This window comes from Mycolicibacter sinensis (assembly GCF_001667375.1).
In the GTDB taxonomy this organism is placed as follows: Bacteria; Actinomycetota; Actinomycetes; order Mycobacteriales; family Mycobacteriaceae; genus Mycobacterium; species Mycobacterium sinense_A.
This window is the reverse complement of the sequence record NZ_LZIN01000061.1, coordinates 19,941-45,454: the sequence shown is the minus strand read 5'-3', so window position 1 is coordinate 45,454 and position 25,514 is coordinate 19,941. Positions and strand designations below refer to the sequence as shown.

At 67.1% G+C, this 25,514-nt stretch carries 24 protein-coding genes; 12 read left to right on the top strand and 12 right to left on the bottom strand.

The window, feature by feature from the left end:
- Positions 1–17: 17 nt before the first annotated feature.
- From A5771_RS12360 to A5771_RS12350, 3 genes are read left to right on the top strand one after another with little or no spacing between them, the layout of a single operon-like run.
- Complete coding sequence (locus tag A5771_RS12360) at positions 18–1,271, top strand: KasA/KasB family beta-ketoacyl-ACP synthase (RefSeq protein ID WP_064855507.1); 1,254 nt, start codon at positions 18–20, stop codon at positions 1,269–1,271.
- A gap of 15 nt (positions 1,272–1,286) precedes the next feature.
- Positions 1,287–2,150: a cyclopropane mycolic acid synthase family methyltransferase gene (locus A5771_RS12355; protein WP_064855506.1), complete on the top strand. Its 864-nt coding sequence runs from the start codon at positions 1,287–1,289 to the stop codon at positions 2,148–2,150.
- A gap of 8 nt (positions 2,151–2,158) precedes the next feature.
- On the top strand, positions 2,159–3,058 hold the full coding sequence (locus A5771_RS12350) for a cyclopropane mycolic acid synthase family methyltransferase (RefSeq protein ID WP_064855505.1): 900 nt from the start codon (positions 2,159–2,161) through the stop codon (positions 3,056–3,058).
- A 43-nt stretch (positions 3,059–3,101) separates the two neighbouring features.
- Here the strand turns inward: A5771_RS12350 and tpx are convergent, their stop codons facing one another.
- Positions 3,102–3,596 carry a thiol peroxidase gene (tpx, locus tag A5771_RS12345; protein ID WP_064855504.1) on the bottom strand — a complete coding sequence of 165 codons (495 nt, stop codon included), beginning with the start codon at positions 3,594–3,596 and terminating at the stop codon, positions 3,102–3,104.
- Positions 3,597–3,678: 82 nt separating this feature from the next.
- Here tpx and A5771_RS12340 point away from each other — a divergent pair, with 82 nt between their 5' ends.
- The gene (locus tag A5771_RS12340; RefSeq protein ID WP_064855503.1) at positions 3,679–4,689 is read left to right on the top strand and encodes an NADP-dependent oxidoreductase; all 1,011 of its coding nucleotides are present in this window, start codon (positions 3,679–3,681) and stop codon (positions 4,687–4,689) included.
- Here the strand turns inward: A5771_RS12340 and A5771_RS12335 are convergent.
- Positions 4,686–5,270 carry an AAA family ATPase gene (locus A5771_RS12335; protein ID WP_064855502.1) on the bottom strand — a complete coding sequence of 195 codons (585 nt, stop codon included), beginning with the start codon at positions 5,268–5,270 and terminating at the stop codon, positions 4,686–4,688. The genes A5771_RS12340 and A5771_RS12335 overlap by 4 nt on opposite strands.
- Entirely contained in the window at positions 5,267–5,653 is a 387-nt protein-coding gene (locus A5771_RS12330; protein WP_064855501.1) for a TA system antitoxin ParD family protein, read from the bottom strand. The genes A5771_RS12335 and A5771_RS12330 overlap by 4 nt, the downstream gene beginning before the upstream one ends.
- A 180-nt stretch (positions 5,654–5,833) precedes the next feature.
- Here A5771_RS12330 and A5771_RS12325 point away from each other — a divergent pair, with 180 nt between their 5' ends.
- Positions 5,834–6,391: an FKBP-type peptidyl-prolyl cis-trans isomerase gene (locus tag A5771_RS12325; RefSeq protein ID WP_064855500.1), complete on the top strand. Its 558-nt coding sequence runs from the start codon at positions 5,834–5,836 to the stop codon at positions 6,389–6,391.
- Between the two features lie 11 nt (positions 6,392–6,402).
- Positions 6,403–6,768 carry an RNA-binding S4 domain-containing protein gene (locus A5771_RS12320; RefSeq protein WP_064855499.1) on the top strand — a complete coding sequence of 122 codons (366 nt, stop codon included), beginning with the start codon at positions 6,403–6,405 and terminating at the stop codon, positions 6,766–6,768.
- A 4-nt stretch (positions 6,769–6,772) separates the two neighbouring features.
- Here A5771_RS12320 and A5771_RS12315 read toward each other — a convergent pair whose 3' ends face one another.
- Complete coding sequence (locus tag A5771_RS12315; RefSeq protein WP_064855498.1) at positions 6,773–7,609, bottom strand: lytic transglycosylase domain-containing protein; 837 nt, start codon at positions 7,607–7,609, stop codon at positions 6,773–6,775.
- A gap of 184 nt (positions 7,610–7,793) precedes the next feature.
- Here A5771_RS12315 and A5771_RS12310 point away from each other — a divergent pair, with 184 nt between their 5' ends.
- A complete protein-coding gene (locus A5771_RS12310; RefSeq protein WP_234783036.1) occupies positions 7,794–9,389 on the top strand; it encodes an FAD-binding protein in 1,596 nt (531 codons plus the stop codon).
- Between the two features lie 3 nt (positions 9,390–9,392).
- Here A5771_RS12310 and A5771_RS12305 read toward each other — a convergent pair whose 3' ends face one another.
- Positions 9,393–9,767: an NYN domain-containing protein gene (locus A5771_RS12305; RefSeq protein WP_064855496.1), complete on the bottom strand. Its 375-nt coding sequence runs from the start codon at positions 9,765–9,767 to the stop codon at positions 9,393–9,395.
- A 23-nt stretch (positions 9,768–9,790) separates the two neighbouring features.
- Here A5771_RS12305 and A5771_RS12300 point away from each other — a divergent pair, with 23 nt between their 5' ends.
- Positions 9,791–10,564, top strand: coding sequence for an enoyl-CoA hydratase/isomerase family protein (locus tag A5771_RS12300; RefSeq protein ID WP_064855495.1), 774 nt, complete (start codon positions 9,791–9,793; stop codon positions 10,562–10,564).
- Between the two features lies 1 nt (position 10,565).
- Here the strand turns inward: A5771_RS12300 and A5771_RS12295 are convergent, their stop codons facing one another.
- Both A5771_RS12295 and A5771_RS12290 read right to left on the bottom strand, forming a co-directional pair.
- Positions 10,566–11,717 (bottom strand): hypothetical protein, encoded by a 1,152-nt coding sequence (locus tag A5771_RS12295; protein ID WP_064855494.1) that lies wholly within the window; start codon positions 11,715–11,717, stop codon positions 10,566–10,568.
- Positions 11,717–12,643, bottom strand: coding sequence for a metal-dependent hydrolase (locus tag A5771_RS12290; RefSeq protein ID WP_064855536.1), 927 nt, complete (start codon positions 12,641–12,643; stop codon positions 11,717–11,719). Before A5771_RS12290 ends, A5771_RS12295 begins: the two co-directional genes overlap by 1 nt.
- An 81-nt stretch (positions 12,644–12,724) precedes the next feature.
- Between A5771_RS12290 and A5771_RS12285 the strand changes: the two genes are divergently transcribed.
- From A5771_RS12285 to A5771_RS12275, 3 genes are all read left to right on the top strand, one after another.
- A complete protein-coding gene (locus A5771_RS12285; RefSeq protein ID WP_064855493.1) occupies positions 12,725–13,336 on the top strand; it encodes a TetR/AcrR family transcriptional regulator in 612 nt (203 codons plus the stop codon).
- Positions 13,337–13,442: 106 nt separating this feature from the next.
- Entirely contained in the window at positions 13,443–13,874 is a 432-nt protein-coding gene (locus tag A5771_RS12280; RefSeq protein ID WP_064855492.1) for an MmpS family transport accessory protein, read from the top strand.
- The gene (locus tag A5771_RS12275; protein ID WP_064855491.1) at positions 13,871–16,717 is read left to right on the top strand and encodes an RND family transporter; all 2,847 of its coding nucleotides are present in this window, start codon (positions 13,871–13,873) and stop codon (positions 16,715–16,717) included. The genes A5771_RS12280 and A5771_RS12275 overlap by 4 nt, the downstream gene beginning before the upstream one ends.
- Here A5771_RS12275 and A5771_RS12270 read toward each other — a convergent pair.
- The 3 genes from A5771_RS12270 to A5771_RS12260 all read right to left on the bottom strand — a co-directional run bounded on the left by A5771_RS12270 (position 16,683) and on the right by A5771_RS12260 (position 20,181).
- Complete coding sequence (locus A5771_RS12270; RefSeq protein ID WP_064855490.1) at positions 16,683–17,837, bottom strand: PPE family protein; 1,155 nt, start codon at positions 17,835–17,837, stop codon at positions 16,683–16,685. The genes A5771_RS12275 and A5771_RS12270 overlap by 35 nt on opposite strands.
- A gap of 114 nt (positions 17,838–17,951) precedes the next feature.
- On the bottom strand, positions 17,952–19,778 hold the full coding sequence (locus A5771_RS12265; RefSeq protein WP_064855489.1) for a fatty acyl-AMP ligase: 1,827 nt from the start codon (positions 19,776–19,778) through the stop codon (positions 17,952–17,954).
- Between the two features lie 22 nt (positions 19,779–19,800).
- A complete protein-coding gene (locus A5771_RS12260; protein WP_234783035.1) occupies positions 19,801–20,181 on the bottom strand; it encodes a hypothetical protein in 381 nt (126 codons plus the stop codon).
- Between the two features lie 229 nt (positions 20,182–20,410).
- Here A5771_RS12260 and aceA point away from each other — a divergent pair, with 229 nt between their 5' ends.
- Complete coding sequence (aceA, locus tag A5771_RS12255) at positions 20,411–22,705, top strand: isocitrate lyase ICL2 (RefSeq protein WP_064855488.1); 2,295 nt, start codon at positions 20,411–20,413, stop codon at positions 22,703–22,705.
- A 22-nt stretch (positions 22,706–22,727) separates the two neighbouring features.
- On the opposite strand, the gene A5771_RS12250 is transcribed toward aceA, so the two are convergent.
- Together A5771_RS12250 and A5771_RS12245 are read right to left on the bottom strand one after the other, a co-directional pair.
- Complete coding sequence (locus A5771_RS12250; protein WP_064855487.1) at positions 22,728–23,375, bottom strand: HD domain-containing protein; 648 nt, start codon at positions 23,373–23,375, stop codon at positions 22,728–22,730.
- Positions 23,376–23,685: 310 nt separating this feature from the next.
- Entirely contained in the window at positions 23,686–25,506 is a 1,821-nt protein-coding gene (locus tag A5771_RS12245; protein WP_064855486.1) for a hypothetical protein, read from the bottom strand.
- Positions 25,507–25,514: the final 8 nt, after the last annotated feature.

The window sequence follows — 25,514 nt, the reverse complement described above, 5'->3', positions numbered from 1 at the left end:
GAAAACGAGGCGAGGAGATGGCGAAGTTCTCGACGGGACACGGCTTTCCCGACGTGGTCGTCACCGGAGTCGCGATGACGACGGCGCTGGCCGCCAATGCGGACGACACCTGGAAGAAGCTGCTGGACGGGCAGAGCGGAATCCGCAGGCTCGATGACGAATGGGTCGAGAAGTATGACATGCCCGTGCGCATCGGCGGTCATCTGCGTGAAGACTTCGACCACGGGTTGACCCGCATCGAGCAGCGCCGATTGTCCTACCTCGGCAGTATGGCGACGATAATCGGCAGGCGGGTCTGGGAGAACACCGGATCACCTGAAGTCGACACCCGGCGGCTGATGGTGTCCATCGGCACCGGCCTGGGCTCACCCGAGCAGCTGGTCTGGGGCTATCAGGGCATGGTCGAACGCGGGATGAAGGGGGTGTCGCCGCTCGGGGTGCAGATGTACATGCCCAACGCATCCGCGGCCGCTGTCGGACTCGAGCGCGGCGCCAAGGCCGGCGTCATCACCCCGGTGTCGGCGTGCGCCTCCGGGGCCGAAGCCATCGCGCAGGCATGGCGCGACATCGTCTACGACGAAGCCGACATCGCGATCTGCGGCGGGGTGGAGAACAAGATCGAGGCCGTTCCGATCGCCGGCTTCTCCGCCATGCGTGTCGTGTTGTCGACCAGCAACGACGACCCGGAAGGCGCATGTCGCCCCTTCGACAAGGACCGCAACGGGTTCGTCTTCGGTGAGGCGGGCGCGCTGATGGTCATCGAGACCGAGGAGCACGCCAAAGCCCGCCGTGCGCCCATCCTCGCCCGCCTGATGGGCGCCGGCCTCACCTCCGACGGCTACCACATCGTGGCGCCCGACCCCAACGGTGAACGGGCCGGCTACGCGATGAGCCGCGCAATCGAGCTCGCCGGGCTGGCTCCCGGCGACATCGACCACGTCAATGCGCACGCCACCGGAACCAAGATCGGCGACGTCGCCGAAGCCCACGCCATTCGCAATGCGTTGGGCGCCCACCAACCGGCGGTGTACGCGCCGAAGGCGGCGCTCGGCCATTCGGTCGGTGCGGTCGGTGCGGTGGAGGCGATCCTCACCGTGTTGGCGCTACGAGACGGGGTCGTGCCGCCGACGTTGAATCTGCACAACCTCGACCCGGAGATCGACCTCGATGTCGTCGCCGGGGATCCGCGGCCGGGCGACTACCGCTACGCCATCAGCAACTCGTTCGGGTTCGGCGGCCACAACGTGGCGCTGGCTTTCGGCGCCTATTAGAAAGCGGCGGAACATATGCCCAAAGATCTCGAACCCCATTTCGACGACGTGCAGGCCCACTACGACCTGTCCGACGAATTCTTCCGGCTGTTTCTCGATCCGTCCCAGACCTACAGCTGCGCCTACTTCGAACGCGACGACATGACCCTGGAACAGGCTCAGCTCGCCAAAATCGATCTGTCCCTGGGCAAGTTGGGATTGCAGCCGGGGATGACGCTGCTCGACATCGGCTGCGGCTGGGGCGCCACGATGCGCCGCGCCATCGAGAAATACGACGTCAACGTCATCGGCCTGACCCTGAGCAAAAACCAGGCCGTGCACGCCCAGGCGACCCTCGACGCGATGGACACCTCCCGCCGCAGGCAGGTGCTGCTGGAGGGGTGGGAATGCTTCGACGAACCCGTCGACCGGATCGTATCCATCGGCGCCTTCGAGCATTTCGGCCACGAGCGCTACGACGACTTCTTCGCCATGGCCTATCACGTCCTGCCCCCGTCCGGGGTGATGCTGCTACACACCATCTCCGGCTTGACGTTTCCCCAGATGACCGAGCGCGGTCTGCCGTTGACGTTCACAGTGGCCCGCTTCGTCAAGTTCATCGTCACCGAGATCTTCCCGGGGGGACGGTTGCCCACCATCGAAATGGTGCAAGACCACTCGGCGGGCGCGGGATTCACGCTGACCCGCCGCCAGTCCCTGCAACCGCACTACGTCCGAACACTCGACTGCTGGGCGACCGCGTTGGAAGCCCACCGCGAAGAGGCCATCGCGATCCAGTCCCAAGAGGTCTACGACCGCTACATGCACTACCTGACCGGCTGCGCCAACGGCTTCCGCGACGGCTACATCGACGTCAATCAGTTCACTCTGGAGAAATAGGGGTCACCATGACCGAGGCACCCGACGGCTCCGAGGCGATGCGCCCGCATTTCGAAGATATCCAGGCGCACTACGATTTATCCGACGACTTCTTCGGCTTGTTCCAAGACCCGACCCGCACCTACAGTTGCGCCTACTTCGCAGAACCGGACATGTCGCTGGAAGAGGCCCAGATCGCCAAGATCGACCTCAATCTCGACAAACTGAATCTGCTTCCCGGCATGACGCTGCTCGACATCGGCTGCGGCTGGGGCGCCACCATGAAACGCGCCCTCGAGAAATACGACGTCAACGTCATCGGTCTGACCCTGTCGAAAAACCAGCGCGCCTACGCGCAGCAACTGATCGACTCCGTGGATTCCGATCGCAACCGCGAGGTCTTGTTGCACGGCTGGGAAGAATTCAGTCTTCCGGTCGACCGGATCGTGTCCATCGAGGCATTCGAACACTTCGGGCACGAGCGCTATAACGAGTTCTTCGCCCGGTGTTTCGACATCCTGCCCGACGACGGCCGGATGGCGATTCAGAGCAGCGTGAGCTTCCACCCCTACGACCTGAACGCACGCGGCAAGAAGCTCACCTTCGAAACCGCCCGGTTCATCAAATTCATGGTCACCGAGATCTTCCCGGGCGGCCGGCTGCCCACCACCGACATGATGGTCCAACACGGCGAAAGAGCCGGATTCCTTGTCCCGGAAGCGATCTCCTTGCGTCCGCATTACATCAAGACCCTGCAGATCTGGGGCGATGCACTGGAAGCCCGCAAGGATGTCGCCATCGCGCTCCAGTCCGAAGAGGTCTACGAGCGCTACATGAAGTACCTGCGCGGCTGCCAGCACTACTTCGCCGACGAGATGCTCGACGTCAGCCTGGTCAGCTACCTCAAGCCCGCGCCGTTTACCGGTTGAGTACGCCCAGTATGACGCGCCGGGACGGCCAAGTGGCAGCCGATCAGCTCAGTGCTGCGATGGCCGCGTCGTAGTTGGGCTCGCTGGCGATCTCCGGTACCAGCTCGGTGTAGGCGACCTTGCCGCCTGCATCGATGACCACGACGGCACGCGCGAGCAGCCCGGCCATCGGACCATCCGTGATGGTCACCCCGTAATCCCCGCCGAAGCTGGACCGGAAGGCGGAGGCCGTAGTCACGTTCTCGATGCCCTCGGCGCCGCAGAAGCGCTTCTGGGCGAACGGCAGATCGTTCGACACGCACACCACGGTGAGACCGCTTGCCGCAGCGCGTTCGTTGAACGTCCGTACGCTCGTTGCGCACACCGGGGTGTCGATGGACGGGAAGATGTTCAGCAAAAGCGGCTTACCACCGAACTGAGCACTGTCCACCGTGCCGAGGTCCGTTCCCGTCAGCGAGAATGCGGGCGCCGCATCCCCCACCGCGGGCAAGTCCCCGGCCGTCGTCACTGGGTTTCCACGCAAGGTTATTTGTGCCACACCGACAGTGTGCCAGGTATAGCCGTGGCCGCGGTCTCCGGTTGCCCTTCTACTCGACCCCGTATCCCGGTAGCGTGCGTTCATGGCCGATCGAAACCGCCGCTTCCTGCTCCGCGAACGCCCGACCGGCCGTATCGGCCCGGACACCTTCGAACTCAGCGAACAGGCGGTGCCGGCCATCGGCGATGGCGAGGCGCTGGTGCGCGTCGACTGGATCTCGCTGGACCCGACCAACCGCATGTGGATCAACGACACTCCGTCGTACCTGCCGCCGGTAGGGATCGGAGAGGTCATGCGCGCGGCCGGACTCGGTGAGGTCGTCGCGTCGAATAATCCGAACTATCCCGTCGGCCAGATCCTGCAGGGCCTGACCGGCTGGCAGGAGTACGCCGTCGTCTCGGACGCGACGCCGTTGTTCCCGGTCGATGTGACCGAGGGGGTCTCGCCGAGCGCGTACCTGGGCGCCCTGGGTATGACCGGGCTCACAGCGTGGATCGGGATCCGCGACATCGGCAAGCCCAAGCCCGGCGAGACCGTCGTCGTCTCGGCCGCAGCCGGCGCGGTCGGTTCGATTGCGGGCCAACTCGCCAAGGCCGACGGCGCGCGCGTCGTCGGGATCGCCGGCGGCCCAGAGAAGTGCGCGCTGTTGACCGACCAGCTCGGCTTCGACGCCGCGGTGGATTACCGGGCCGGCGACTGGGCGGCCCAGCTCGCCGCCGCAACCCCCGACGGCATCGACGTCGACTTCGAGAACGTCGGCGGCGACATCATGGATGCGGTCTTCGCCCGCGTCAATATCGGTGCCCGGATTGCGCTCTGCGGGCTGATCTCGGGCTACAACGCGACCAACCCGCCACCTGGACCGCGCGCGTTCGGAAACCTGCTCATCCAGCGCGCCACCCTGCAGGGCTTCATCGTGCTCGATCACTTTCTTCGTGCACCGGAGGCGAACAGCGAGATCACCGAACTGATCGCCGCGGGGAAGCTCACGCCGCTCGAGACCGTCGTCGAGGGTTTTGAGCAGCTGCCGACCGCCATCAACATGCTCTTCGACGGCAAAAACGTCGGCAAGCTGGTGGTGAAGACCTCCTAGGGCCCGCTACGCCAGCGTTGGGACAAGGCCTCGGGCGTCCAGGCCGGCCAGACCAGCGCTCCGATCTGTGCGCCCCCGGCAAACTGCGCCACGATCTTGGGACCGGTGGTGCGCGAGTTATCGTAAACCGTTGCGACGTCGGCTATTCCGATCGCCTCGGTAACCAACGGCCACAGCCGATAGTAGCGCTCCCGAATCTTCTCCTCGGGAACCGCATGGCCGCCGGCGGCCACCCGATACCGCACCCGCTGCACGGCCAACGCCTCGGGGATCAGAACCGCATGCAGCACCACTGTGTAGTCATGAGCAAGGGCCGTAGCGATCAGCTCGAGCTTCGACTCGTGCGAAAACACCGTCTCGGCAATGAACGAGCGTCCTTGCTCAATGAGTGCCATCCGGGTCTGCGCAGCCACCCGCGCTGCGTCATACGCGCGCGCCGCGACCTCATCGGGCCAACGACTCCTGGCGATCTCGTCGGCATTCACGAACGGTGCTCCCGGCAGCAGCGGCGCTAGCGTAAGTGCGACGAAGGTCGACTTCCCCGCCCCGTTCGGGCCGACGACGAGGTCGAGCCGCCTCAGGGCGAGGACTCCAGGACCACCGAGGTGCCGTCGGGCCGGTATTCGACGAGTCGGCCGTCGTCATCAAGGGCGACTGTCGTGATGCCCCGCTCGGCGAGCAGGTCGCCGTAGTTGGTGTGGGCCAGATTCTTCTCGATTGCCGCGGAAATCTCCGCGTTGAACACCACACCTTCGTCGCCAGTCAGCACACCGACGTCCAGCTGACCGGCCATGGCCGCCTCGATCCGCCGCCGTGCCGCGGTCTGTTGCGCCGACACCGCTCGGCCGACCCGCGCCCAGTGGTCGAGCTGCTGTTTAGCCGACCTGCTTTGCCGGGCGCCCTCGACGGTGGCGGCGTCCACCAGGTCCGCCGCGAACCTGGTGACCCGATCGGCCTCAGGCATGAGCGACCTCCTGCTTTCGTAGCATCATGTAACGACCTATAGCAGAATGCTACACCGGTGACTCGCGCCGGCCGCTGATCGCCCGGCATGTGCAGACAGTAGGGCTGTAGCGTGGCCCGGGTGACTTCCTTTCGCGCCCCCTCTTTCGTCGCGTTCGCTGCCGGTGCCCTCTGCCTGGGAATGACGCTGACCGCGTGCGGCAACTCCGAGGACAACACCTCCTCGGAGCGCACCTCCTCGGTCACGGATCTGTTCGTACCCCCCACCAACCAGACGCCGTCGGTCTGTCCGTCGACACCGCCCGCCGATGGCGGTGCAGCCGATTGGACACTGCCCGGTTCCAGCGGCAGCGTCGCGGTGACCGGCTCCACCGAGACCGCCGCCCCGCGCGTCGCCGTGGAGGCACCGTTCACGGTGACTCAGACGCAGGTGCAGACGCTCAAGGCCGGCGACGGACCGGTCGTCGCGGATAACGCGCGCGTGTCGGTCTGCTACATGGGCGTCAACGGCCGCGACGGGTCGGTGTTCGACAGCAGCTACGAGCGGGGCGAGCCGGTGGAGTTCGGACTCGACCGCGTCGTGCCGGGCTTCCAGAAGGCCATCGCCGGCCAGAAAGTCGGCTCGACCGTGGCGGTCGCGATGATTCCCGCCGACGGTTACCCCGAGGGCCAGCCGGCCGCCGGTATCCTGCCGGACGACACCCTGGTCTTCGCGATCAAGATCCTCAAGGCCCGCTGAGCCGCAGCGCCATGGAATCGGCCCGGGTGGATCGGTGGCTTTGGGCGGTGCGAGTGACCAAGACCCGGCCGGACGCCGCTGCGGCCTGCCGCGGCGGGCATGTGCGGGTCAATAACCGGCCGGCCAAGCCGGCGACGCCGGTGTCCCCCGGTGACGTCGTGAGCGCCCGGGTGGGTGACCGCACCAGGACCGTCGAGGTCGTGCGGGTGATTCAGAAGCGGGTCGGTGCGGCCGACGCGGTGACCTGCTACCTGGATCGCACGCCGCCGCCCCCACCGGCTGCTCCTGCTCCGGTGGCCGCACGGGATCGGGGCGCCGGGCGGCCCACCAAACGGGACCGCCGCGCGCTGGACAAGTGGCGGGCCCAGCAGGGTTGACGCGTCACTGCGGGTGCGCGGCCAGGTACTGCTCGACCGGGATCCGCGTCGTCGAGACGTACCCGATCGGCAGCAACAGATCCCCGGCCGTGGTGCGGTAGTAGGTATCCCAGCGGTAGTAACTCGCGAATCCGGCCGGATCGCCACCCATGACCTCGGCATAGTCGTTAACCGCGCGCACATAGTGATCGGAATGGTTGTAGTTCCAGATGGCCTTGTCGCGGTTGGTGGCAAAACCGTTGGCGGCCAACAGTCTTCCGGCCGCCATGATGGCATCGCGCGGTGAGTGGATGTCGCCGCCGTTGCCGTACGCGGCGAACGTCGAGGGCAGGAACTGCATCGGGCCCTGCGCCGCGTCGTCACTGACTCCGTTGATGCGGCCGAAGCCGGTCTCGACGAAGTTGATGGCCGCCAGGTAGTTCCACGGCACCCCGGAGGCGGCCTCGGCCGCGCGGTAGGCGGCCATCAGCTCGTTGGCCGGTACCGGTGGCACCACTCGCCACGGTGGCATGGTGGATTTGGGCTCGGTGAGCGCCATGAGCTGGCGGCGGGCGTCGATGTTGCGGTCGTAGACCTCCAGCAGTGCGGCCGGGATCAGCGGGCGGGCGATCGTGTCCCACTCGGGATGCGCGCCCAGGGCGCGGTAGGCGACCTGCTGGCGACGGGCCGCGGCCGCAAGCACCTGCTCGCGCGCGGACGGATTACGCAGCGCCTGGTCGGCGGCGACCACATCGGCGGCGACCGCGGCGGGATCCGGTCCCGGCGCCGCACCGGCGGGCGCCGGCGCGGCGGCGAGAACGAAGGCCAGGGCGGCGAGGGTGCGCAGGAACCGGACAGTCATGGGGTTCATCTTCGCCTGTCCCCCGCCCCAAACCCGGCAAGGCCGGGACTCGGAGCGTTCCACGGCAACTAGAACGTGTTCCGCTTGCGTCCCGACTGCAGATCATCATCGCTGGTCACTCTTGTCGACGGCCGACTACCGACTGTTACATTCGGGGTCGACCAGCTCGTGGAGGAGATTGCGCGTGATCAGCACCCTGACAACCGACGTCGTCGTGGTCGGGTTCGGCGCGGCCGGCACCTGCGCGGCGATCACCGCCGCCGAACTCGGCGCTGAGGTCATCGCGCTCGATCGCGCCAACGGCGGCGGTGCCACAGCGATCTCCGGCGGCATCATCTACGCCGGGGCCGGCACGGCGATCCAGCGCGAAGCCGGAGTACACGACACCGCCGAGCAGATGCTGGACTACCTGCGCCTGGAGGTCGGCGACGCGGTCAGCCCGCAAACCTTGCAACGCTTCGTGGACACCAGCCCGGAGATGATCGACTGGTTGAGCAAACACGGGGTGCCGTTCAACGCCGCCTTGTGCCCCTACAAGACGTCGTTTCCGAACAACCGCTACTACCTGTACCACTCCGGCAGCGAGAACGCCGGCGTCTCCCGCGCGCAGACCCCGCCGGTGCAGCGCGGTCACCGCGCCTACGGCAAGGGCACCTCGGGCAAGAAGATCTATGCGCCACTGGCCGACTCGGCGCGCAAGCTCGGGGTGGATTTCCGGGCGCACACCAGGGTCACCGCACTGCTGCAGGACCCGTCGGGCCGGGTGACCGGGGTGCGCGCCCTGACCATGGGCGAGGCGCCGCGGCGCATCCAACGGCGCTACGCGAGGCTGGCCGCGATCTCCTCCAAGCCGGGCGTCTATTACCCGCCGCTGCGCGCCGCGATGGACCTTCGCCTGGCGAAGCTGGAGGACCGCTACGCCCGGCCGATCGAGATCACCGCGCGCCGCGGGGTGATCATCTGCGCCGGCGGCTTCATCGCCAACACCGAGTGGCGCAAGCGCTACGCCCCGGAATTCAACGGCGGCCTGCCGTTGGGCACCAGCGGGGACGACGGCAGCGGCATCGCGTTGGCGCAGAGAGTCGGTGGGGTGCCCGACCGGATGGACAACGTCTCGGCATGGCGGTTCATCACTCCGCCGAGCGCCTTCATCTCCGCGATCGTCGTCGACGAGAAGGGCACCCGGGTGATCGACGAGACCCGCTACGGTGCGGCGCTGGGCCAAGCGTTGGTGAAAAACCATGGCAGCAAAGGCTGGATCCTGGCCGACGCCGCACTCATGTCGGAGGCCCGCCGGCAGCTGCTCGCCCAGACGCTGTGGTTCCAGCGCGCCCAGGCCGCCGCGCTGCTGTTCACCGGCGCGGCGCGCGGGAGGACGCTGGCCGAGGCCGCCCGGGCCGCCGGCATCGACCCGGAAGGCCTGCAGGCCGCCGTCGCGGCGCACAACGACGCGATCGACTCCGGTACCGAGGACCCGGCCGGAAAGCCGGCCGAGTTCTGCCGTCGGATCGACAAGGCCCCGTTCACCCTGCTGGATATCTCGGTGCGGCCCAACGTCTTGCTGCCCACCCCGATGCTGACGCTGGGCGGGGTTCGGGTCGCCGAGGACACCGGCGCGGTCATCACCGCCGATGGCACACCGATCCCCGGACTCTACAGCGCCGGCCGCACCGCCATCGGTATCGCATCACGGTCCTACGTCAGTGGGCTCTCGATCGCCGACTGCGTGTTCGCCGGCCGCCGGGCCGGGGCGGCCGCGGCCGGGCGCCCGCCGGCCTGAGCCTTACGGCCCCTCGATCAGCTCCCGAAACCCCTTGGCGGGGTAGGTGTTTGCGCCGGCTTCCCGGACCCGCTCCAGCAAGTTGATATCGGATGTCACCACGGTGACGTCGGGTGGCTCCTCAGCGCTTTGCACCAGCCGGACGATCTCGTCGTCAGCGGAATCTGCGCCGGCCCGCGGCGCCGCGGCGATCTCGATGAGCTGCGAGCTGATCGGCGGGGACGGCGGCTTTTCGAACACCACCGTGACGTGCCGGTCGCCGGCGGCCACCCAGCGTTCCAGCTGCAGCGTCAACCGGACCATGGCCGCGTGGCGGTCCTTCCACCAGCCGTCGGGCCGAGAACCGATCACGTTCATCGCGTCGACGATCCATCGCACGACTCCGACGGTACGGTGGCGCCATGTCTCTGGTCACCTATGCGTTGGACGACCACGTCGCCACCATCACCCTGAACCGTCCCGAAGCCCGCAACGCCATCAACGGGGCCATGCGCCAGGATCTCAACGCCGCCTGGGACCGGTTCCGGGCCGAGGAGGACTCCTGGGTCGGGATTCTCACCGCCGAGGGCGACGCGTTCTGCGCCGGGGCCGATCTCAAGGATTCGGTCGGCGCGGTCGGCACGTTTCCCGGCACGTTCTGGGAGAAGCCCACCATCAACTCGTTCGAAAGTGGCATGGAGCTTTTCAAGCCGACCATCGCCGCGGTGCACGGCCCGTGCATCGGCTACGGGCTGACGGGACTGTTGTTCTGCGACTTCGTGATCGCCAGCACTGAGGCAGTGTTCCGTTTCCCGGAGGTGTCGATCGGGGTGCCCACCATCGTCGGCGCGATCCGACTGCCGCAGCGGGTGGGCTGGGCCAACGCGATGGAGCTGCTGCTGACCGGCGAACCGATCACCGCGCAGCGGGCCAAGGAGATCGGGCTGGTGTGGAAGCTGGTCGAGCCGTCCGAGCTGCAAGAGACCGCCCGAGACTGGGCGCGCACCCTGACCATGGCCGCTCCCCTGGCCCAGCGAGCCACCAAGGAGGTGGCGTGGCGCAGCGCGGACATGAGCTGGATCGACGCGGTCCGCTTCGGTGAGACCATGCGCAAGGTCGCCGGGGCCACCGAGGACGTCGCCGAGGGCTTGCGGGCCTGGCAGGAGAAGCGCCCACCACGCTGGCAAGGCCGCTGAATCACACCGCGACGGGAGCGTGCTCGGCCCGCTCGGCGGTGTCCGGCAGGATCGGCGGGACGGTGGCCGCGGCGGCGACGCTCAGGTAAGCCACCACGAAGCATCCGATGGTGTACCAGAGACTGCCGATCGGGTCACCGTTGGCGGTCACCCCGTCCACCGCGCCGAGGTAGGCCGGCAGGGCGGTCAGCCACAGCACCGTCATGACCGCCAGGTACACCGCCGCGTAGCGGACGATCAGCGGATTGTCGTGGCGGCCCGCGGTGGCCGGGTTCTGCCTCAGCCGCCGCCACTGCACGATGAGCACCGGCAGGGCTACCGCCACGATGACCAGAAGCTCTGCGGCATAAGCGATGCCCAGCAACCTGCCGTCGGTGGCGGCACCGAGAAGGGTCGCCGGCAGCGGTAGGATGCCGGTCCCCAGCGACGCCACGAGGCCGATGACGATGGTGCGCCACACCACTTGCGGCCCGCTGAATCGCCTGCCCTGATCGACCTGGCGGCCGACGAACAGCTGGACGCAGAACGCCAGCGACGCCGGCCATAGTGCCGCGAACACCACCACGCTGCCCATCGGCACCGAGGCGAACATGGGCTGATTCAGCGGGTTGTCCACCGACCACTCCCACCAGCGCAGCTGCGGGCCGAGGTGGTCGAAAATCTCGTAGAAAACGTGGTGGACAAACCCCACGCAGATCGCACCGACGACGACGCCGTAGCGGCGGAACACCCCCAGGATGCGGACGATCTCGAAGGCGACGGTCGCCATCATCGGATAGATCGCGACGATGTACAGCGGCAGCCGGCCCCACAGGAAATCAACGGTGAACACGTTGTGCGCGAACATCGTATCGACATGCTCGCTGATGCCGAACGCCGCCGGAAAGTACAGCGGCGGCTCGATGATCAGCAGGTAGGCGATCGCACCGAACCACAGCGCCAGGTTGGTGGCATCCCCGTGGCGCCGGAACCGGTTGATCGCGTAGACCAGTGCCAGCACCGCCCCGATGATCACGGTGAGCTCCAGAACCGGCAACGTCCAGTTCTCCAGCTGCAACGGGTTGCGGAACTCCACCAGACCGCCGGCCTCCCAGCAGGAGAACCCCAGCGATTGGGCGAGCTGCTCGAAAGTCGGTGCACACAAGTCGGACATCAGGCGCTCTTCTCCTCGGCGGTGTACCACTTCGTCACGTCGTAGCCCTGGTCGTAGCGGGCGAACCACTCCTCGGCCAGCACCGGGATCTTCTCGTGCGCCGGTTGGTGATTGGGCAGCTGACTACGCACGATACCGTTCACGGCGGTGAGCACCTCGCCTTTGGGCAGATGTTTGAAGGCGTCGACGACCGGCCCTTGATCGGCCGGCCAGCCGAACGGCATCCGCCGCCGCCAGGCCTGTTTGCCGCGGTAGGTGCTGAACAGCGACAGCGCATCGACCTTGCGCTCGGCCAGCGGGATGTGCTTGTTGAATCCCAGGCACGCCACCTTGATCACGCTCATCACGTGTTTGAAGATCGACGGCGCCATCCGCATCCGGTACCACGGGTCGCCGACGACGGCGTCGTAGATGATCAGCGCGGAGCTGCGGTGCTCGACCTCTTCGACGAAGTGCCACAAGAACAGTGACGCGACCCGGTCATCGCCCGGCGCGAACAGCGTGTCGTCGTGATCGAGCATCAGCTTGAACACCGGTGTGAAGGTCGCCTCGAGATCGGCGGTGTAGGCCAGCCGGTAGCGCAGCGGTGTCTCCGCGACCAGTCTGTCGAACATCGCGTTGCACTCGTCAAGGGTCTCTTTGAGCCCCGGGTAGGCCTTGATCAGCGCCCGTGCGTGTCCGCGGTGGGCCATCGAGTGCTGGCCTTCCTGACGGACGAAGGCATCGGCCTCCTCGGCGATCTCCGGGTCGGTGATCGTCGGCGTGACGTCGGCCATGGTCGAGACGATCATCTTCTCGAACCCGATAGCCAGTAATGACACCGCGTTGGCCATCGACGAGAACGCCGGGTTGGCTTCGTTCCACACAAACGGCACGGGATGATCGGCGAATGCGAACCGCAACTTGCGCACGATCAGATCGGTCATGGCCACCTCAGCAATCAACATACAAATGAACGTCTTCGCGTATGATTGTTCGATGCGTGACGGTTGTCAAGGGATCCGCTGATGGCACGCCGACGCGGCTGGGGCGGTAACCCGCCCCGCGACGACGAAGAAGCCGGCCGGCGAATCATCGCCGCCGCCGTCGATCTGGTGGCCGAGACGGGCTCGGCGGTGTCGTTGGCCGACGTCGCCGCCGCGCTGGGCGTCATCCGGCAGACGGTGTACCGCTACTTCCCCACCGCCGACGCCTTGATGCGCGCCGTGGCCATCGCCTCGGTCGACGACTTCCTTGATCGGCTGACCGAACACGTCCAGGGCATTCACGATCCGGCCGACGCACTCACCGAAGGAACCCTCTACACCCTGGACGCGGTGACCCGCTCCCCGCAGCTGGGCGCGATGCTGTCCTCCACCTCCCCGCTCAACCGGGAGATGACGTCGCAGGAGTCCCTGGCATTGGGGATGCGGATGATCGATCGGTTCGACGTCGACTGGAAACAGCACGGCTACGACGAGCCCAGCTTGCGCGAACTCGTCGAGTTCACCCTGCGGATCATGTTGTCGTTCATCGTGGCGCCCAACGATTCCGATCGCTCCGCCGACGGGCTTCGCCGCTTCCTGCGGCGCTGGCTCGGCGAAGCGGTCGCCGCGCAGCGAAACCGCCCCGCGCCTTAACACAGATCACAGGTCTCCAGGGGCACCATCAGGCCCACATATATACCCTACGGGGTATAGTATCCCCCATCGTTTGGATCAGAGCTGAGTTACGGAGGAGCCACCGTTGTTGACAGTCGCTAAACGGACCTGGGTGCCGGTGGTCGTCGCCCTGGCGGCTATCGCCGGAACCGTTGCGGTGCTCAACCTTCGCGGCGCGTTCGGGTCCGACGAGATCTTCCGCTGGGATGGCAGTGGATCAGCGCCGATCGCGTCCATCAACGAGAAGCGGATCGTCTACGAGATCTTCGGGCCCGGCGGAGCCACCGGCAAAGTCAGCTACCTCGGCGAGCAGACCCAGGTGGTGCAGTCGACGTTCACCACCCTGCCCTGGTCGCACACCATGACCACGACGAGCCCGGCGGTGATCGCCAACCTGGTGGCCCAGGGTGACGGTGACGCAATCGGCTGCCGGATCACGGTCAACGGCGACATCAAAGACGAACAGCACGCCACCGGGCACCACGCCCAGGTCTTCTGTCTGGTCAAAGCCGCATGAGTGCGCTCGACAACCCCCGCCCGGCATACATGCGCCTGATCCGCCGGCTCGCGTGGCCGCTGATCATCTTCTGGCTGCTGCTGACCGTCGGCCTCAACGTGCTGGTGCCGCCGATCGAATCGGTCGCGCGCGAGCACGCCGTGACGATGTCCCCACAGGATGCGCCGTCGCTGATCGCCGCCAAGCACATCGGCGCGAAGTTCGACGAATTCGACTCCGACAGCATGGTCATGCTGGTGCTGGAAGGCCGGACCGAACTCGGAGCCGACGCCCACCGCTACTACGACACCCTGATCGAGAAGCTGTCCGCCGATCACCACCACGTGCAGCACATCTCTGACCTATGGGGTGATCCGATCACCGCCGCCGGCGTGCAGAGCACCGACGGCAAGGCCGCTTACGCGCAGATCAACACCGCCGGCGACCAGGGCAGCACCCTGGGCAACGAGTCGGTCGACGCAGTGCGCAAGATCGTCGCGTCGGTCCCGGCGCCCGATGGGGTGAGCGCGTATGTGACCGGCCAGGCCGCGCTGACCACCGACATGACCGAAGCCGCCGACAAATCCATGCTCAAGATGATGGCCGTCACCGGCCTGGTCATCATCATCATGCTGGCGATCGTCTACCGCTCGGCTGCCACGGTGGCGCTGGCTCTGGTGATGGTCGGCTTCGAGATGGGCACCGCCCGCGGCCTGGTTGCGCTGCTGGGAGACCGCGGCCTGCTGGGGTTCTCGACATTCGTGGTCGCGATGCTGTCGTCGCTGGCGATCGCGGCCGGCACCGACTATGCGATCTTCTTGATCGGCCGCTACCACGAGGCCCGCAACGCCGGCGAGGACCGCGAAACCGCGTGGTACTCAATGTTTCGCGGCACCTGGCATGTCATCTTGGGCTCCGGGCTGACCATCGCCGGGGCCTCGTTGTGTCTGCACTTCGCCCGGCTGTCCTATTTCAAAGCGCTCGGTATCCCGTCGGCGTTGGGCCTGCTGGTGGTGATCGCCGGCGCGCTGACCGTCGCGCCGGCCGTCGTCGCGGTGGCCGCGCCGTTGCTAGACCCCAAACGAGTCGAGGGACGCGGCTGGCGGCGCATCGGCACCGCGAACGTCCGCTGGCCCGGTGCGGTGTTCGTGAGCGCATTGCTGGTCACCCTGGCCGGAATGCTCGTCGTGCCGGGCATGAAGATCAGCTACAACGACCGCTATTACATCCCGTCCGACCTGCCGGCGAATGTCGGCTACGACGCCGCCGAACGGCACTTCAGCGCGGCCCGGATGAACCCCGATGTGTTGATGGTCGAGGCCGACCACGACCTGCGCAATTCGGCCGACATGATCATCTTGGACCGGATCGCCAAGAACATCTTCCGCACCCGCGGAGTGGAGCGGGTGCAGAGCATCACCCGGCCGTTGGGCAGCCCGATCGACCACACCTCCATCCCGTTCCAGGTCAGCATGGGGGCGGTGCCCATCCAGCAGAATCTGCAGTTCATGGACGACCGGCTGGCGGACATGCTCCAGATGAGCGACGACCTGGGTGCCACCGTCGAGTCCATGGAGCGGCTGCGGGATCTGGTCGACCGGATGGACACCACCACCGAGCGGATGACCACCGACATGGTGACGATCAATGCGACCGTTGACGAGATCCGGGACCACATCGCCGATTTCGACGACGTCGCGCGTCCGGTCCGCAACTACTTCTACTGGGAGCAGAACTGTTTCAACATCCCGGTCTGTCATGCCGTCCGGTCGGTGTTCGACGCCTACGACGGGATGGACAAGTTCAGCGAGAACATGGCACCGCTGCTGGCCGACATGGCCGACATGAACGCGGTCATGCCGCAGATGGTCGGGCAGTTCGAGCCGATGATCGCGGTCGCGAAATCCATGCAGGCCAGCCTGCTCTCGATGCACTCGACCTTCTCCGGACTGGTGACCCAGATGTCGCGGATGACCGACACCGCCACCGAGATGGGCCGGGCCTTCGACGCCTCCCGGGCCGACGACTACTTCTATCTGCCGCCCGAGGCCTTCGACAACCCGGACTTCCAGAAGGGCTTGGAGCTGTTCCTGTCCCCGGACGGCAAGGCGGCGCGGTTCATCGTCACCTACGACGCGGATCCGGCCACCCCCAAGGGCATTTCGTTCGTCGAGCCGATGCTGGCCGCCGCCCACGACGCGGTGAAGGGCACCCCGCTGACCGGCGCCAAGTTCTATCTCACCGGAACCGCGGCGGTGTACAACGACATCCAGTCCGGTTCCACTTACGACATCCTGATCGTCGCGGTGGCGGCAGTGACGTTGATCTTCATCGTAATGCTGCTGCTGACCCGGGCGCTGGTGGCAGCCTCGGTGATCGTCGGCACGGTGCTGTTGTCATTGAGCGCGGCGTTCGGGTTGTCGGTCCTGGTGTGGCAGTACCTCTTCGGTCTGCCGCTGAACTGGATCGCGCCGGTGTTCGGCGTCATCATCCTGCTGGCAGTCGGCTCGGATTACAACCTGTTGCTGGTCTCGCGCTTCCAGGAGGAAATCGGCGACGGGAGTAAGACGGGCATCAAGACCGGGATCATCCGCTCGATCGGCGGTACGGGATCGGTGGTCACCGCGGCGGGCCTGGTGTTCGCGTTCACGATGATGTCGATGGCGGTCAGCGACCTGTACTCGATCGGCCAGGCCGGCTCCACAATCGGGATCGGATTGCTGTTCGACACCCTCATCGTGCGATCATTCCTCACACCGTCGATCGCCGCCCTGCTCGGCCGCTGGTTCTGGTGGCCCAGAAGGATTCACAAAGTCCAGCCTGCGGCGACTACCCCGCTGCCGGTGACCGTGGGATCACGGTAGGACGGAAGTCGTACTGGGTGGCGGAGGGACCGAAACCGCCCCGGCCGCCCAGGTTCCCGAACGGAACCAGCGGAGGAATCGCCGACCCGGTCCCCACCCCCGCCGGAGCGACAGCGCCGGTGATCGGCAGCGCCGTGGCCGTCGGAGTGGTGGCCACCCCCATGCCGGTCCAGGCCGGCGGCACCGACAGTGCCCCGATCGAGGCGGCCCGGCCCAGGCCGGCCGTGGCAGCCTGCCCTCCGGTGAAGCCGGTCAGTGTCACCGAACCGGCGGTACCGGCCGCCGCTGCCGGGGCAGCGGCCAGACCAGCGGCAGCACCCTTGGCTCCGTTGGTCCCGGTCATCAGCATCCGCATCAGCATGCTCATCGGCATCATCGCCATGCGCAGCGGCATGGTCAGCGAGGTCAGGCTGGACAGTGATGCCGTCGAAGTACCCGACGGCGTCTCGGTCACCGGCGCCGCCAGCGTCTGCAGCGCCGCCGGAGTCGTCGAGATCAGTTGCGGCCCTTGGCTCATCAAGGTCTCGGTGTCGGCTCCGGTGGTGGCCGCAGCAGATTGCGCTACCGACGAGGCCTGGCTGGCTTGTCGGGACGGGTCGGTGGTCTGCGGCGGCGAGGTGAACGGCGTGACCCGGGTGGCCGCCGCCGACGCCGCGGCATAGCCGTACATCGCCGCGGCGTCCTGGGCCCACATCTCCAGGTACTCCGCCTCGGTTGCCGCGATCGCCGCGGTGTTCTGGCCCAGGATGTTCGTCACGATCAGCGTTGTCTGCAGGCTGCGGTTCGCCGTGATCAACGGCGGCGGAACGGTTGCCGCGTAGGCGGTCTCATATGCCCCGACCGCCGCGGTGAGCTGGGCGGCCGCTTGCTGGGCCTGGGCGCCGGTCGCGCTGAGCCAGGTGGCGTAGGGGCTGGCCGCAGCCGCCATCGCCAGTGCCGACGGCCCGGTCCATGCCCCGCTGGTCAGGCCTTCGACCACCGAGCCGTAGGACGCTGCGGCCGAATTGAGCTCGGCGGCCAGCTCCTGCCAGGCGGTTGCGGAACTCAGCAGCGAACTCGGGCCGGCGCCGGCGTACATCCGCGCCGAATTGATCTCCGGCGGCAAGGCTCCGAAATCCATTGCCTCCCCTTATGACCTGGCCGGCGATCCGCGCCGACGAGACGATTTAGGAAGGTTATCTAGCTATTTTTGGTGCCCGGCATGTCTGCGCTGTGCGCCCGCTGTGCGGCGCCGTCAGCGCGGATCCAGCCCGCCGGCGAGGTACTGCGCACGGCACGCGGTACGACCGAGTTTGCCGCTGGTGGTGCGCGGGATCGCCCCGGCCGGCACGAACCGGATGTCGGCGGCGGTCAGCCCGTGCACCCGCGACACCTCCGCCCGGATCGCGTCGATCGCCGGCGCGGGATCCTTGCGGCCGGTGCCGGTGGCGCGCTCGGCGACGATGACCAGCCCGTCGCTCGCGTCTGCGGTGAACGCGACCACGTAGCCGCTGCGCACCATCGTCGAGGCCTGCGCGACCGTTTTCTCGATATCGTGCGGGTAATGGCTGCGGCCCTCGATGGTCATCAGGTCCACCGTTCGGCCGGTCACATAAAGCTCGCCGTCGCGATAGAACCCCAGATCGCCGGTGCGCAGCCAGGTTCCGTCGCTCGGCACCCGCTGCGCGTGACTGCCCTGCGCCAGCCGACGCCGCAGTCGAGCGCCGAAGACCCGCCGCGTCTCCTCGGGGCGGCCCCAATAGCCGGCGGTCACGTTGTCGCCGTGCAACCAGATCTCGCCGATGTGGCCGTCGGGCAGTTCCTGGCCGGCGTCGGCGTCGACGATCACCGCCCACAGGCTGCGCGCGACCCGGCCGCACGACACCTGTGCCACCGCATCGGGGGCGTCGGCGGCCACCGGCACCGCGCGCCCCGCGCCGAGCTGCTCGCGCCCTAGGTGCAGCACGCTCGCTTCGGCGTCGGGATCGATCGTCGCCACGAACAGCGTGGCCTCGGCGATCCCGTAGGACGGCTTGATCGCGGTGCGCGGCAACCCGTACTGCGCGAAGGCCTCGTTGAACGCCGTGATCGCCGGCATGCTCACCGGCTCGGACCCGATGATCATCACCACATTCGACAAGTCGATGTCGGCGCCCGGGGCGGGCAGCCCACGCTGAGCGGTCAATTCGTAGGCGAAGTTCGGTGCCGCGGTGACGACCCGGCCGCGGCGCGAGGCATCCGAGAGGGCGCGGATCCAGCGCTGCGGCCGGCGGATGAACGCCGTGGGCGAGATGAGCGTGGAGTGTCCGCCGTAGACGGCGGGGAACCCGATCATCGACAGGCCCATATCATGGTAGAGCGGTAACCAGCTGAGCCCGTGGGTGTTTCGGTCCAGCATGTCGATCGACAGGATCATCTGCAGCAGGTTGGTTCCCACCGCGCGGTGGGTCACCCGCACACCGACCGGCGGTCGGGTAGTGCCCGAGGTGTACTGCAGATGCGATACCCCGTCGACGTCGATATCCACCGGCACGAACTCCACGGCGGCCGAGTCGGGGATCTCGTCGATGACGACGACGTGCGGCTGCACCTGCGGCGGCAGCGCGCGCAGGAAGTCTTCGACGATCCGCTGCACCGCCGCGGTGGTCAGGACCACGGCCGGGGTGGCATCGCGCAACGCGGTGTCGAGGCGTTCGGCGTGCCCCGGCAGCTCGGGGGCGAACAAAGGCACCGCGACGGTTGCGCACTTGACCGCCGCATAGAACCCCGCGACGTAGTCGAGGCCTTGGGGCGCCAGGATCGCCACCCGGTCGCCGCGTTCGGTGACCTCTTGCAGCCGGGCGGCGATGGCGCGCAACCGCCGGCCGAATTGCGCCCAGGTCAGTTCGATGGCGCCGCCCTCGACCGGTCCGGCGTAGTCGAGGTAGCGAAACGCCACCGCGTCGCCGACATTGGCGATGTTGCGCTCGATCAGCGAGATCAGGGTGTCCCCCGGCGGTAAGACGATGCCGCCGTGCGCGTCCAGGCACTCCTCGATCTGGATCAGGCCCTTGAGCGCCGCCGGGTGCGTCGGGTGATCCATGCCCTGCAGTCTAGGGTTCTGATCACATCACCGGTTCGTGCAGCGCCATGATGATGAAGACGTAGCCCATACAGATCAGCAGGTTCAGCGCGGCCAGCATCAGCCCGGCCACGATGAGGGCGTGCACGAGGCGGCGGCGGTTGCGCCGTGAGCGGGCCAGGCGCTGCTCGCGTTTCATGGCGGTCGCAGTGAGGGCGAACATGTAGTCGACCGACTCCGCGGCCGCCAGCGGTGCGCCGGCCGTCAACTCGCGCAGGCGGGCGGCCGGGATCTGGACGCCGACACCGGCGAAGCGCCGGCTCATCCGGCGCGCGCCCCAGCGGCCGACCGGGTGATCCACCGAAGCGATCCGCTGCGGCGGCTGGCCCCAAGGGGTGGCCCAACGGTCTGACCCGGCCGTCATAACTCATCAGCCTAGCCACGAAATCACCCGCATCCACCGGCTTCACGCAACTTCCGCGGCGTCGCCGGCGGCGCGCCGAAGATGTACGGCAAAAGTGGGTAATCGTTCAGCGAGCAGCGGCACAATCGTGGGAGTAACACGTGCGAACCCGGCGGTTCAGCGAGGCTCGACGAAGGAGAGCCGAAGCTGGAACCGCCGCACGAACCGGGGCGAACAGGAGCGTAATTCCATGACGACCATCGAGACAAACGCGAGTGCACCAGGCCAACGAGACATCGAGGCTGACATCGAGGCGACCCAGCAATATTTCGACAGCCCGCGTTTCGAAGGAATCACCCGCCTGTACTCCGCCCGCCAGGTGGTCGAGCAGCGCGGCACCATCCCGGCCGACTACATCGTGGCGCGCGAAGCGGCGACCGCTTTCTACGCCCGGCTGCGAGAGCTGTTCGCCGCCAAGAAGAGCATCACCACGTTCGGCCCCTACTCACCGGGCCAGGCAGTGGTGATGAAGCGGGTCGGCATCGAGGGGATCTATCTGGGCGGCTGGGCGACGTCGGCCAAGGGATCCATCTCCGAAGATCCGGGCCCCGACCTGGCCAGCTACCCACTGAGTCAGGTGCCCGACGAGGCAGCCGGGCTGGTGCGGGCGCTGCTCACCGCTGACCGAAACCAGCAGTACCTGCGTTTGCGAATGACCGACGAGCAGCGCGCGGCAAACCCGGCGGTGGACTACCGGCCGTTCATCATCGCCGACGCCGACACCGGTCACGGCGGTGATCCGCACGTGCGCAACCTGATCCGGCGCTTCGTCGAAGCCGGTGTCCCCGGCTATCACATCGAAGATCAGCGACCCGGAACCAAGAAATGCGGGCATCAGGGCGGCAAGGTGCTGGTGCCCTCGGACGAGCAGATCAAGCGGCTGAACACCGCCCGGTTCCAGCTGGACATGATGGGGGTGCCCGGCATCATCGTGGCGCGCACCGACGCCGAGGCGGCCAACCTGGTCGAGAGCCGCTCCGACGAGCGCGATCAGCCATTCATCCTGGGCACCACCAACCTGAAGATCCCGTCCTACAAGGCTTGTTTCCTGGCGATGACCCGACGCTTCCACACGGCGGGGATCACCGAGATCAACGGTCACCTGCTCTACGCGCTGCCCGAAGGCGAGTACGCCGAGGCCGATGCCTGGTTGGAGCGGCAAGGCATCACCGCGCTGGTCACCAAGGCGGCCGAGGGGTGGCGCAGCGACGGGCAGCGGTCCGTGGACACCGTGTTCGACGAGATCGAGTCGAAGTTCGTGGAGGCCTGGCAGAACGACGCCGGGCTGATGACGTTCGGCGACGCCGTCGCCGAGATGCTGGACTTCGCCGAACGTGAAGGCGAGCCGAAAGAGATGAGCGCGGCGCAGTGGCGCGAGTTCGCCGCAAGGGCACCGCTGTACACCGCGCGGGCCAAAGCGGCGGAGTTGAATGCCGACCCGGGCTGGGACTGCGATCGGGCGAAAACCCCCGAGGGCTACTTCCAGGTGCGCGGCGGGATCCCGTATGCGATCGCCAAGTCCCTGGCCGCCGCCCCGTTCGCCGACATCTTGTGGATGGAGACCAAGACCGCCGACCTGGACGACGCCCGGGAGTTCGCCGAGGCGATCCACGCGGTGTACCCCGACCAGATGTTGGCCTACAACCTGTCGCCCTCGTTCAACTGGGACACCACCGGCATGACCGACGACGAGATGCGAGCCTTCCCGGCCGAGATCGGCAAGCTGGGCTTCGTCTTCAACTTCATCACCTACGGCGGACATCAGGTCGACGGTGTGGCCTCCGAGGAGTTCGCGGCCACCCTGCTGCAGGACGGCATGCTGGCGCTGGCCCGGCTGCAGCGCAAGATGCGGTTGGTCGAGTCGCCGTACCGGACCCCGCAGACCCTGGTCGGCGGGCCGCGCAGCGATGCCGCGCTGGCCGCCTCGTCCGGCCGCACCGCCACCACCAAGGCGATGGGCGCCGGCTCCACCCAGCATCAGCACTTGGTGCAGACCGAGGTGCCCAAGAAGCTGCTGGAGGAATGGCTGGCGATGTGGGGCGCGCACTACCAGCTCACCGACAAGCTGCGGGTGCAGCTACGCCCGACCCGCCCCGGATCGGATGTGCTGGAACTGGGGATCTACAACGACGACGACGAGAAGCTCGCCAACGTGATCGTCGACCCGATCAAGGACCGGCACGGCCGCAGCATCCTGACGGTGCGCGACCAGAACACGTTCGCCGAGAAGTTCCGGCAGAAGCGGCTGATGACGCTGATCCACCTGTGGCTGGTCAACCGGTTCAAGGCAGCGGCGGTGCACTACGTGACGCCAACCCAGGACAACCTGTATCAGACCGAGAAGATGAAAGCCCACGGCATCTTCAGCAGCGTCCACCAGGAAGTCGGCGAGATCATCGTCGCCGATGTGAACCAGTCGCGCATCGACGAACTGCTGGCGCCGGACCGGCTTGCGCTGGGCAAGCTGATCGGCAAAGAGGACTGAGCGCGCTGCCGGGGCGGAGCGGCTACTCCGGCCAGCTGTTACCCAGGATGGTCTCGACGAAATCGCCGCGGACGAACGACGGGTCGTAGTGTGCCAGCACATCGGCGTTGACCGTGCCGAACGTGCTGTCCGGCCGGTGTCGGAAGCCCTCGGTGAAGGCCTGCAGGATGCGGCGCTTGAAGTCGGGTCGTGGATGCGCGGCGGTCACCGCCGCCAGCAGGTCCGGCGCCAGATCGTCGCGGCCGATGCCGAGCACGTCGGTCTCCACGCCGGCGGTGACCAGCGCGATCTCCGGGTCGAGGAACTCCGGGATGTTCGGGGTGGTGTGCAACGCGATGCCCAGCCAGACCGTGCGGGCATCGGCCTCGGAGACGCCGCGCTCCACCAGGAAGTCTCGGGCGGCGTTGGCGCTGTCGACCTCGAAGCGCAGTGCGGACTCGCGGTATCGCTCGGTCAGCCCGAGGTCGTGAAACATCGCCCCCACGTAGAGCAGTTCCAGGTCGGGGGTCAGTCCGCGCCGGTGGCCTTGCAGGGCACCGAAGAAGAACACTCGGCGCGAATGATGAAACAGCAGGTCGTTCTCGACGTCGCGGATGTAGTCGGTGGCATCGCGCACCAGCGCGGTGTCGGGGATCGCGATCCCGGCAACGGTTTCCAGTGCTGCGCTCATCGCTCCGGCTCCTTTCGTTTCGGCGACTGTACTCACCCGGGAAGGCTTCCGCCGCCGTCCACCCGGACGATCGACCGCCCGCCCAATTCCCTTGGATGCGCCGGTGATCAACACTCGTCGGTCCAGCCTGATCTCGGGCATGTCTTCTCCTCTCAACAACACTTCGATCCGATTCTGGTCGCCCAGCCGGCAATCCAGTCGTGGCAGATGTGCCGTAGTTCCCACAGAATGCGACGCTCGGCTGCGACGAAAAGCGCACGGCCCGGGCGGTAGGAACCTACCGCCCGGGCCGTGGTGACGACTGGACTGCCTAGATGTCCAGGCCGAGGAAAGCATCCCCCGGGTCCAGCAGCGAGGAGGCGTCGAAGCCGCCGAACAGTGCGCTGAGGTCCACGTTCCCCAACGGCGTCACCAAGATGTCGGTAACGGTGCCCCCGGCGTCGTCCAGTCCTGGGATTGCGGTGTAGACGTTGGCGAAACCGCCGCCGAAGTTGAGCACGTCGTACACCGAGCCGATCGCGGGCAAGTCCGCGGTGTCCACGCCGGTGGCGGCGGTGACGCCGTCGACGGTGAACTCGCTGTTGGTCAGGCCCAGCAGCTGTGTCACAGTCTGCTGAGTGTGCACACTGCCGAGCTGCTCGGCATCGGCCCCGGTTCCGTCGTAGACGTGAAAGTCCTGCTCTGCCAGCCCCAGCAGGATCGAGGTGCCGGGGAAGGTGGCGGTACCGCCGCCGATATTGAGCAGCGGTGGTGCCCCGATGGTCTGAAACACGGGGGCGAAGCCCTCGGTCGCGTTGCTGCCGGCCCCGGTGAACGGATCGAACGTGGTGTCGCCGATGCTGAAAGCATCCTTGCCGACTGCCGTTTCGGCCAACTCCGTGAACGCATTGCCCGGATTCAGCGGTTCCGCCACATCGATACCGCCGAACAGTGAGCTGAGGTCCATGCTCCCCATCGGGGTGATCAGGGTGTCCGTGACGACACCGTCGGCTCCCGGGGTGGCGGTGTAGATGTTCGTGAATCCGCCGCCGAAATTGACGGCGTCATACACCGTGCCCACCGCGGGCAGGCCGTCGCCTTCTCCACCGGTGACCATCAGCTGGGTGTTGGTCAGCCCCAGCAGGTTGGTCACGTGCACGGCGGTGTCGATGGTCCCGATCTGCGTGACCGCGTCACCGGAGCCGCTGTAGACGTCGAAACTCTGTGGAGCCAGGATGATTCCGCCGTTTGTGACATCCTCGATCGAACCGCCCCCGATGTTCAGGAACGGCGCGGCCCCAGTCAGTGCTGCGACCGGGGTGAAGCCCTCTGTTATGGAGTCGCCGGTTTTGCTGAACGGATCCAGGGTGAACCCGCCGATGGCAAAGGCGTCCTCGCCCCCGCCGGCCGCTCCCGCTTCCAGCGCGGCGAATGCGTCGCCGGGTTGCAGCAGCGCGGCCGCGTCGATACCGCCGAACAGCGGGGTCAGATCGATGTTTCCGAACGGCGTCAGGAAGGTGTCAGTGACGGTGTCCGGGCCGCCGTCGGCACCCACGATGGCGGTGTAGACGTTCGCGAACCCGCCACCAAGGTTGAACACGTCGTAGACCGAACCCACCGTCGGCAGCGGCACATCGGTCGCCGGCGGCGCGCCGACGACGGTGAACTGGGTATTGGTGAAGCCCGCCAGGTTCGCGACCACCACACTGGTGTTGATGCTGCCGAGGTCGGCGCCGTCGGCAGGGTCGAACACCTCGAATTCCTGGCCGGCCATGGGGCCGCCCAATGCGAATCCCCCTCCCAGGGTCAGCAGGGGCGGAGCGCTGGTGAGCGGGTGGATGAGGCCGAAACCCTCCTCGTCACCGTTGACCGGATCGAAGGTGAAACCGCCGATCGTGAACGCGTCAGCGCCCGTTGCGCTGGGGCCGACCGGGACCGGGTCGGTGACGTTGGCCAAGGCTGCAGCCTCGACGTCGAACCGGCCGGCGGTCAGCGCCACGTCCCGACGAATCTGGGCTATGCCGGTCTCGCTCACCGGTAGAAAGCACACGACGACGCTCGCGCTTGCGGCCGCGGCGCCGGCGGCGACGCACAAGCGGATCCGGGCGGCGGGCCCCCCGGCGGTTCCGCCTGGGTGACAGAACAACTGCATGACTTCTC

Bases quoted from the DNA above. Each gene is read 5' to 3' on its own strand.
- A5771_RS12250 (WP_064855487.1), bottom strand. From the start codon at position 23,375: ATGAGCGCAGCACTGGAAACCGTTGCCGGGATCGCGATCCCCGACACC.
- A5771_RS12265 (WP_064855489.1), bottom strand. From the start codon at position 19,778: ATGGATCACCCGACGCACCCGGCGGCGCTCAAGGGCCTGATCCAGATC.
- A5771_RS12330 (WP_064855501.1), bottom strand. From the start codon at position 5,653: ATGCCTGAGGCCGATCGGGTCACCAGGTTCGCGGCGGACCTGGTGGAC.
- A5771_RS12285 (WP_064855493.1), top strand. From the start codon at position 12,725: ATGGCACGCCGACGCGGCTGGGGCGGTAACCCGCCCCGCGACGACGAA.
- aceA (WP_064855488.1), top strand. From the start codon at position 20,411: ATGACGACCATCGAGACAAACGCGAGTGCACCAGGCCAACGAGACATC.
- A5771_RS12275 (WP_064855491.1), top strand. From the start codon at position 13,871: ATGAGTGCGCTCGACAACCCCCGCCCGGCATACATGCGCCTGATCCGC.
- A5771_RS12315 (WP_064855498.1), bottom strand. From the start codon at position 7,609: ATGACTGTCCGGTTCCTGCGCACCCTCGCCGCCCTGGCCTTCGTTCTC.
- A5771_RS12340 (WP_064855503.1), top strand. From the start codon at position 3,679: ATGGCCGATCGAAACCGCCGCTTCCTGCTCCGCGAACGCCCGACCGGC.
- A5771_RS12290 (WP_064855536.1), bottom strand. From the start codon at position 12,643: ATGACCGATCTGATCGTGCGCAAGTTGCGGTTCGCATTCGCCGATCAT.
- A5771_RS12360 (WP_064855507.1), top strand. From the start codon at position 18: ATGGCGAAGTTCTCGACGGGACACGGCTTTCCCGACGTGGTCGTCACC.
- A5771_RS12295 (WP_064855494.1), bottom strand. From the start codon at position 11,717: ATGTCCGACTTGTGTGCACCGACTTTCGAGCAGCTCGCCCAATCGCTG.
- A5771_RS12300 (WP_064855495.1), top strand. From the start codon at position 9,791: ATGTCTCTGGTCACCTATGCGTTGGACGACCACGTCGCCACCATCACC.
- A5771_RS12355 (WP_064855506.1), top strand. From the start codon at position 1,287: ATGCCCAAAGATCTCGAACCCCATTTCGACGACGTGCAGGCCCACTAC.
- A5771_RS12325 (WP_064855500.1), top strand. From the start codon at position 5,834: ATGACGCTGACCGCGTGCGGCAACTCCGAGGACAACACCTCCTCGGAG.
- A5771_RS12350 (WP_064855505.1), top strand. From the start codon at position 2,159: ATGACCGAGGCACCCGACGGCTCCGAGGCGATGCGCCCGCATTTCGAA.
- A5771_RS12270 (WP_064855490.1), bottom strand. From the start codon at position 17,837: ATGGATTTCGGAGCCTTGCCGCCGGAGATCAATTCGGCGCGGATGTAC.
- A5771_RS12245 (WP_064855486.1), bottom strand. From the start codon at position 25,506: ATGCAGTTGTTCTGTCACCCAGGCGGAACCGCCGGGGGGCCCGCCGCC.
- A5771_RS12320 (WP_064855499.1), top strand. From the start codon at position 6,403: ATGGAATCGGCCCGGGTGGATCGGTGGCTTTGGGCGGTGCGAGTGACC.
- A5771_RS12260 (WP_234783035.1), bottom strand. From the start codon at position 20,181: ATGACGGCCGGGTCAGACCGTTGGGCCACCCCTTGGGGCCAGCCGCCG.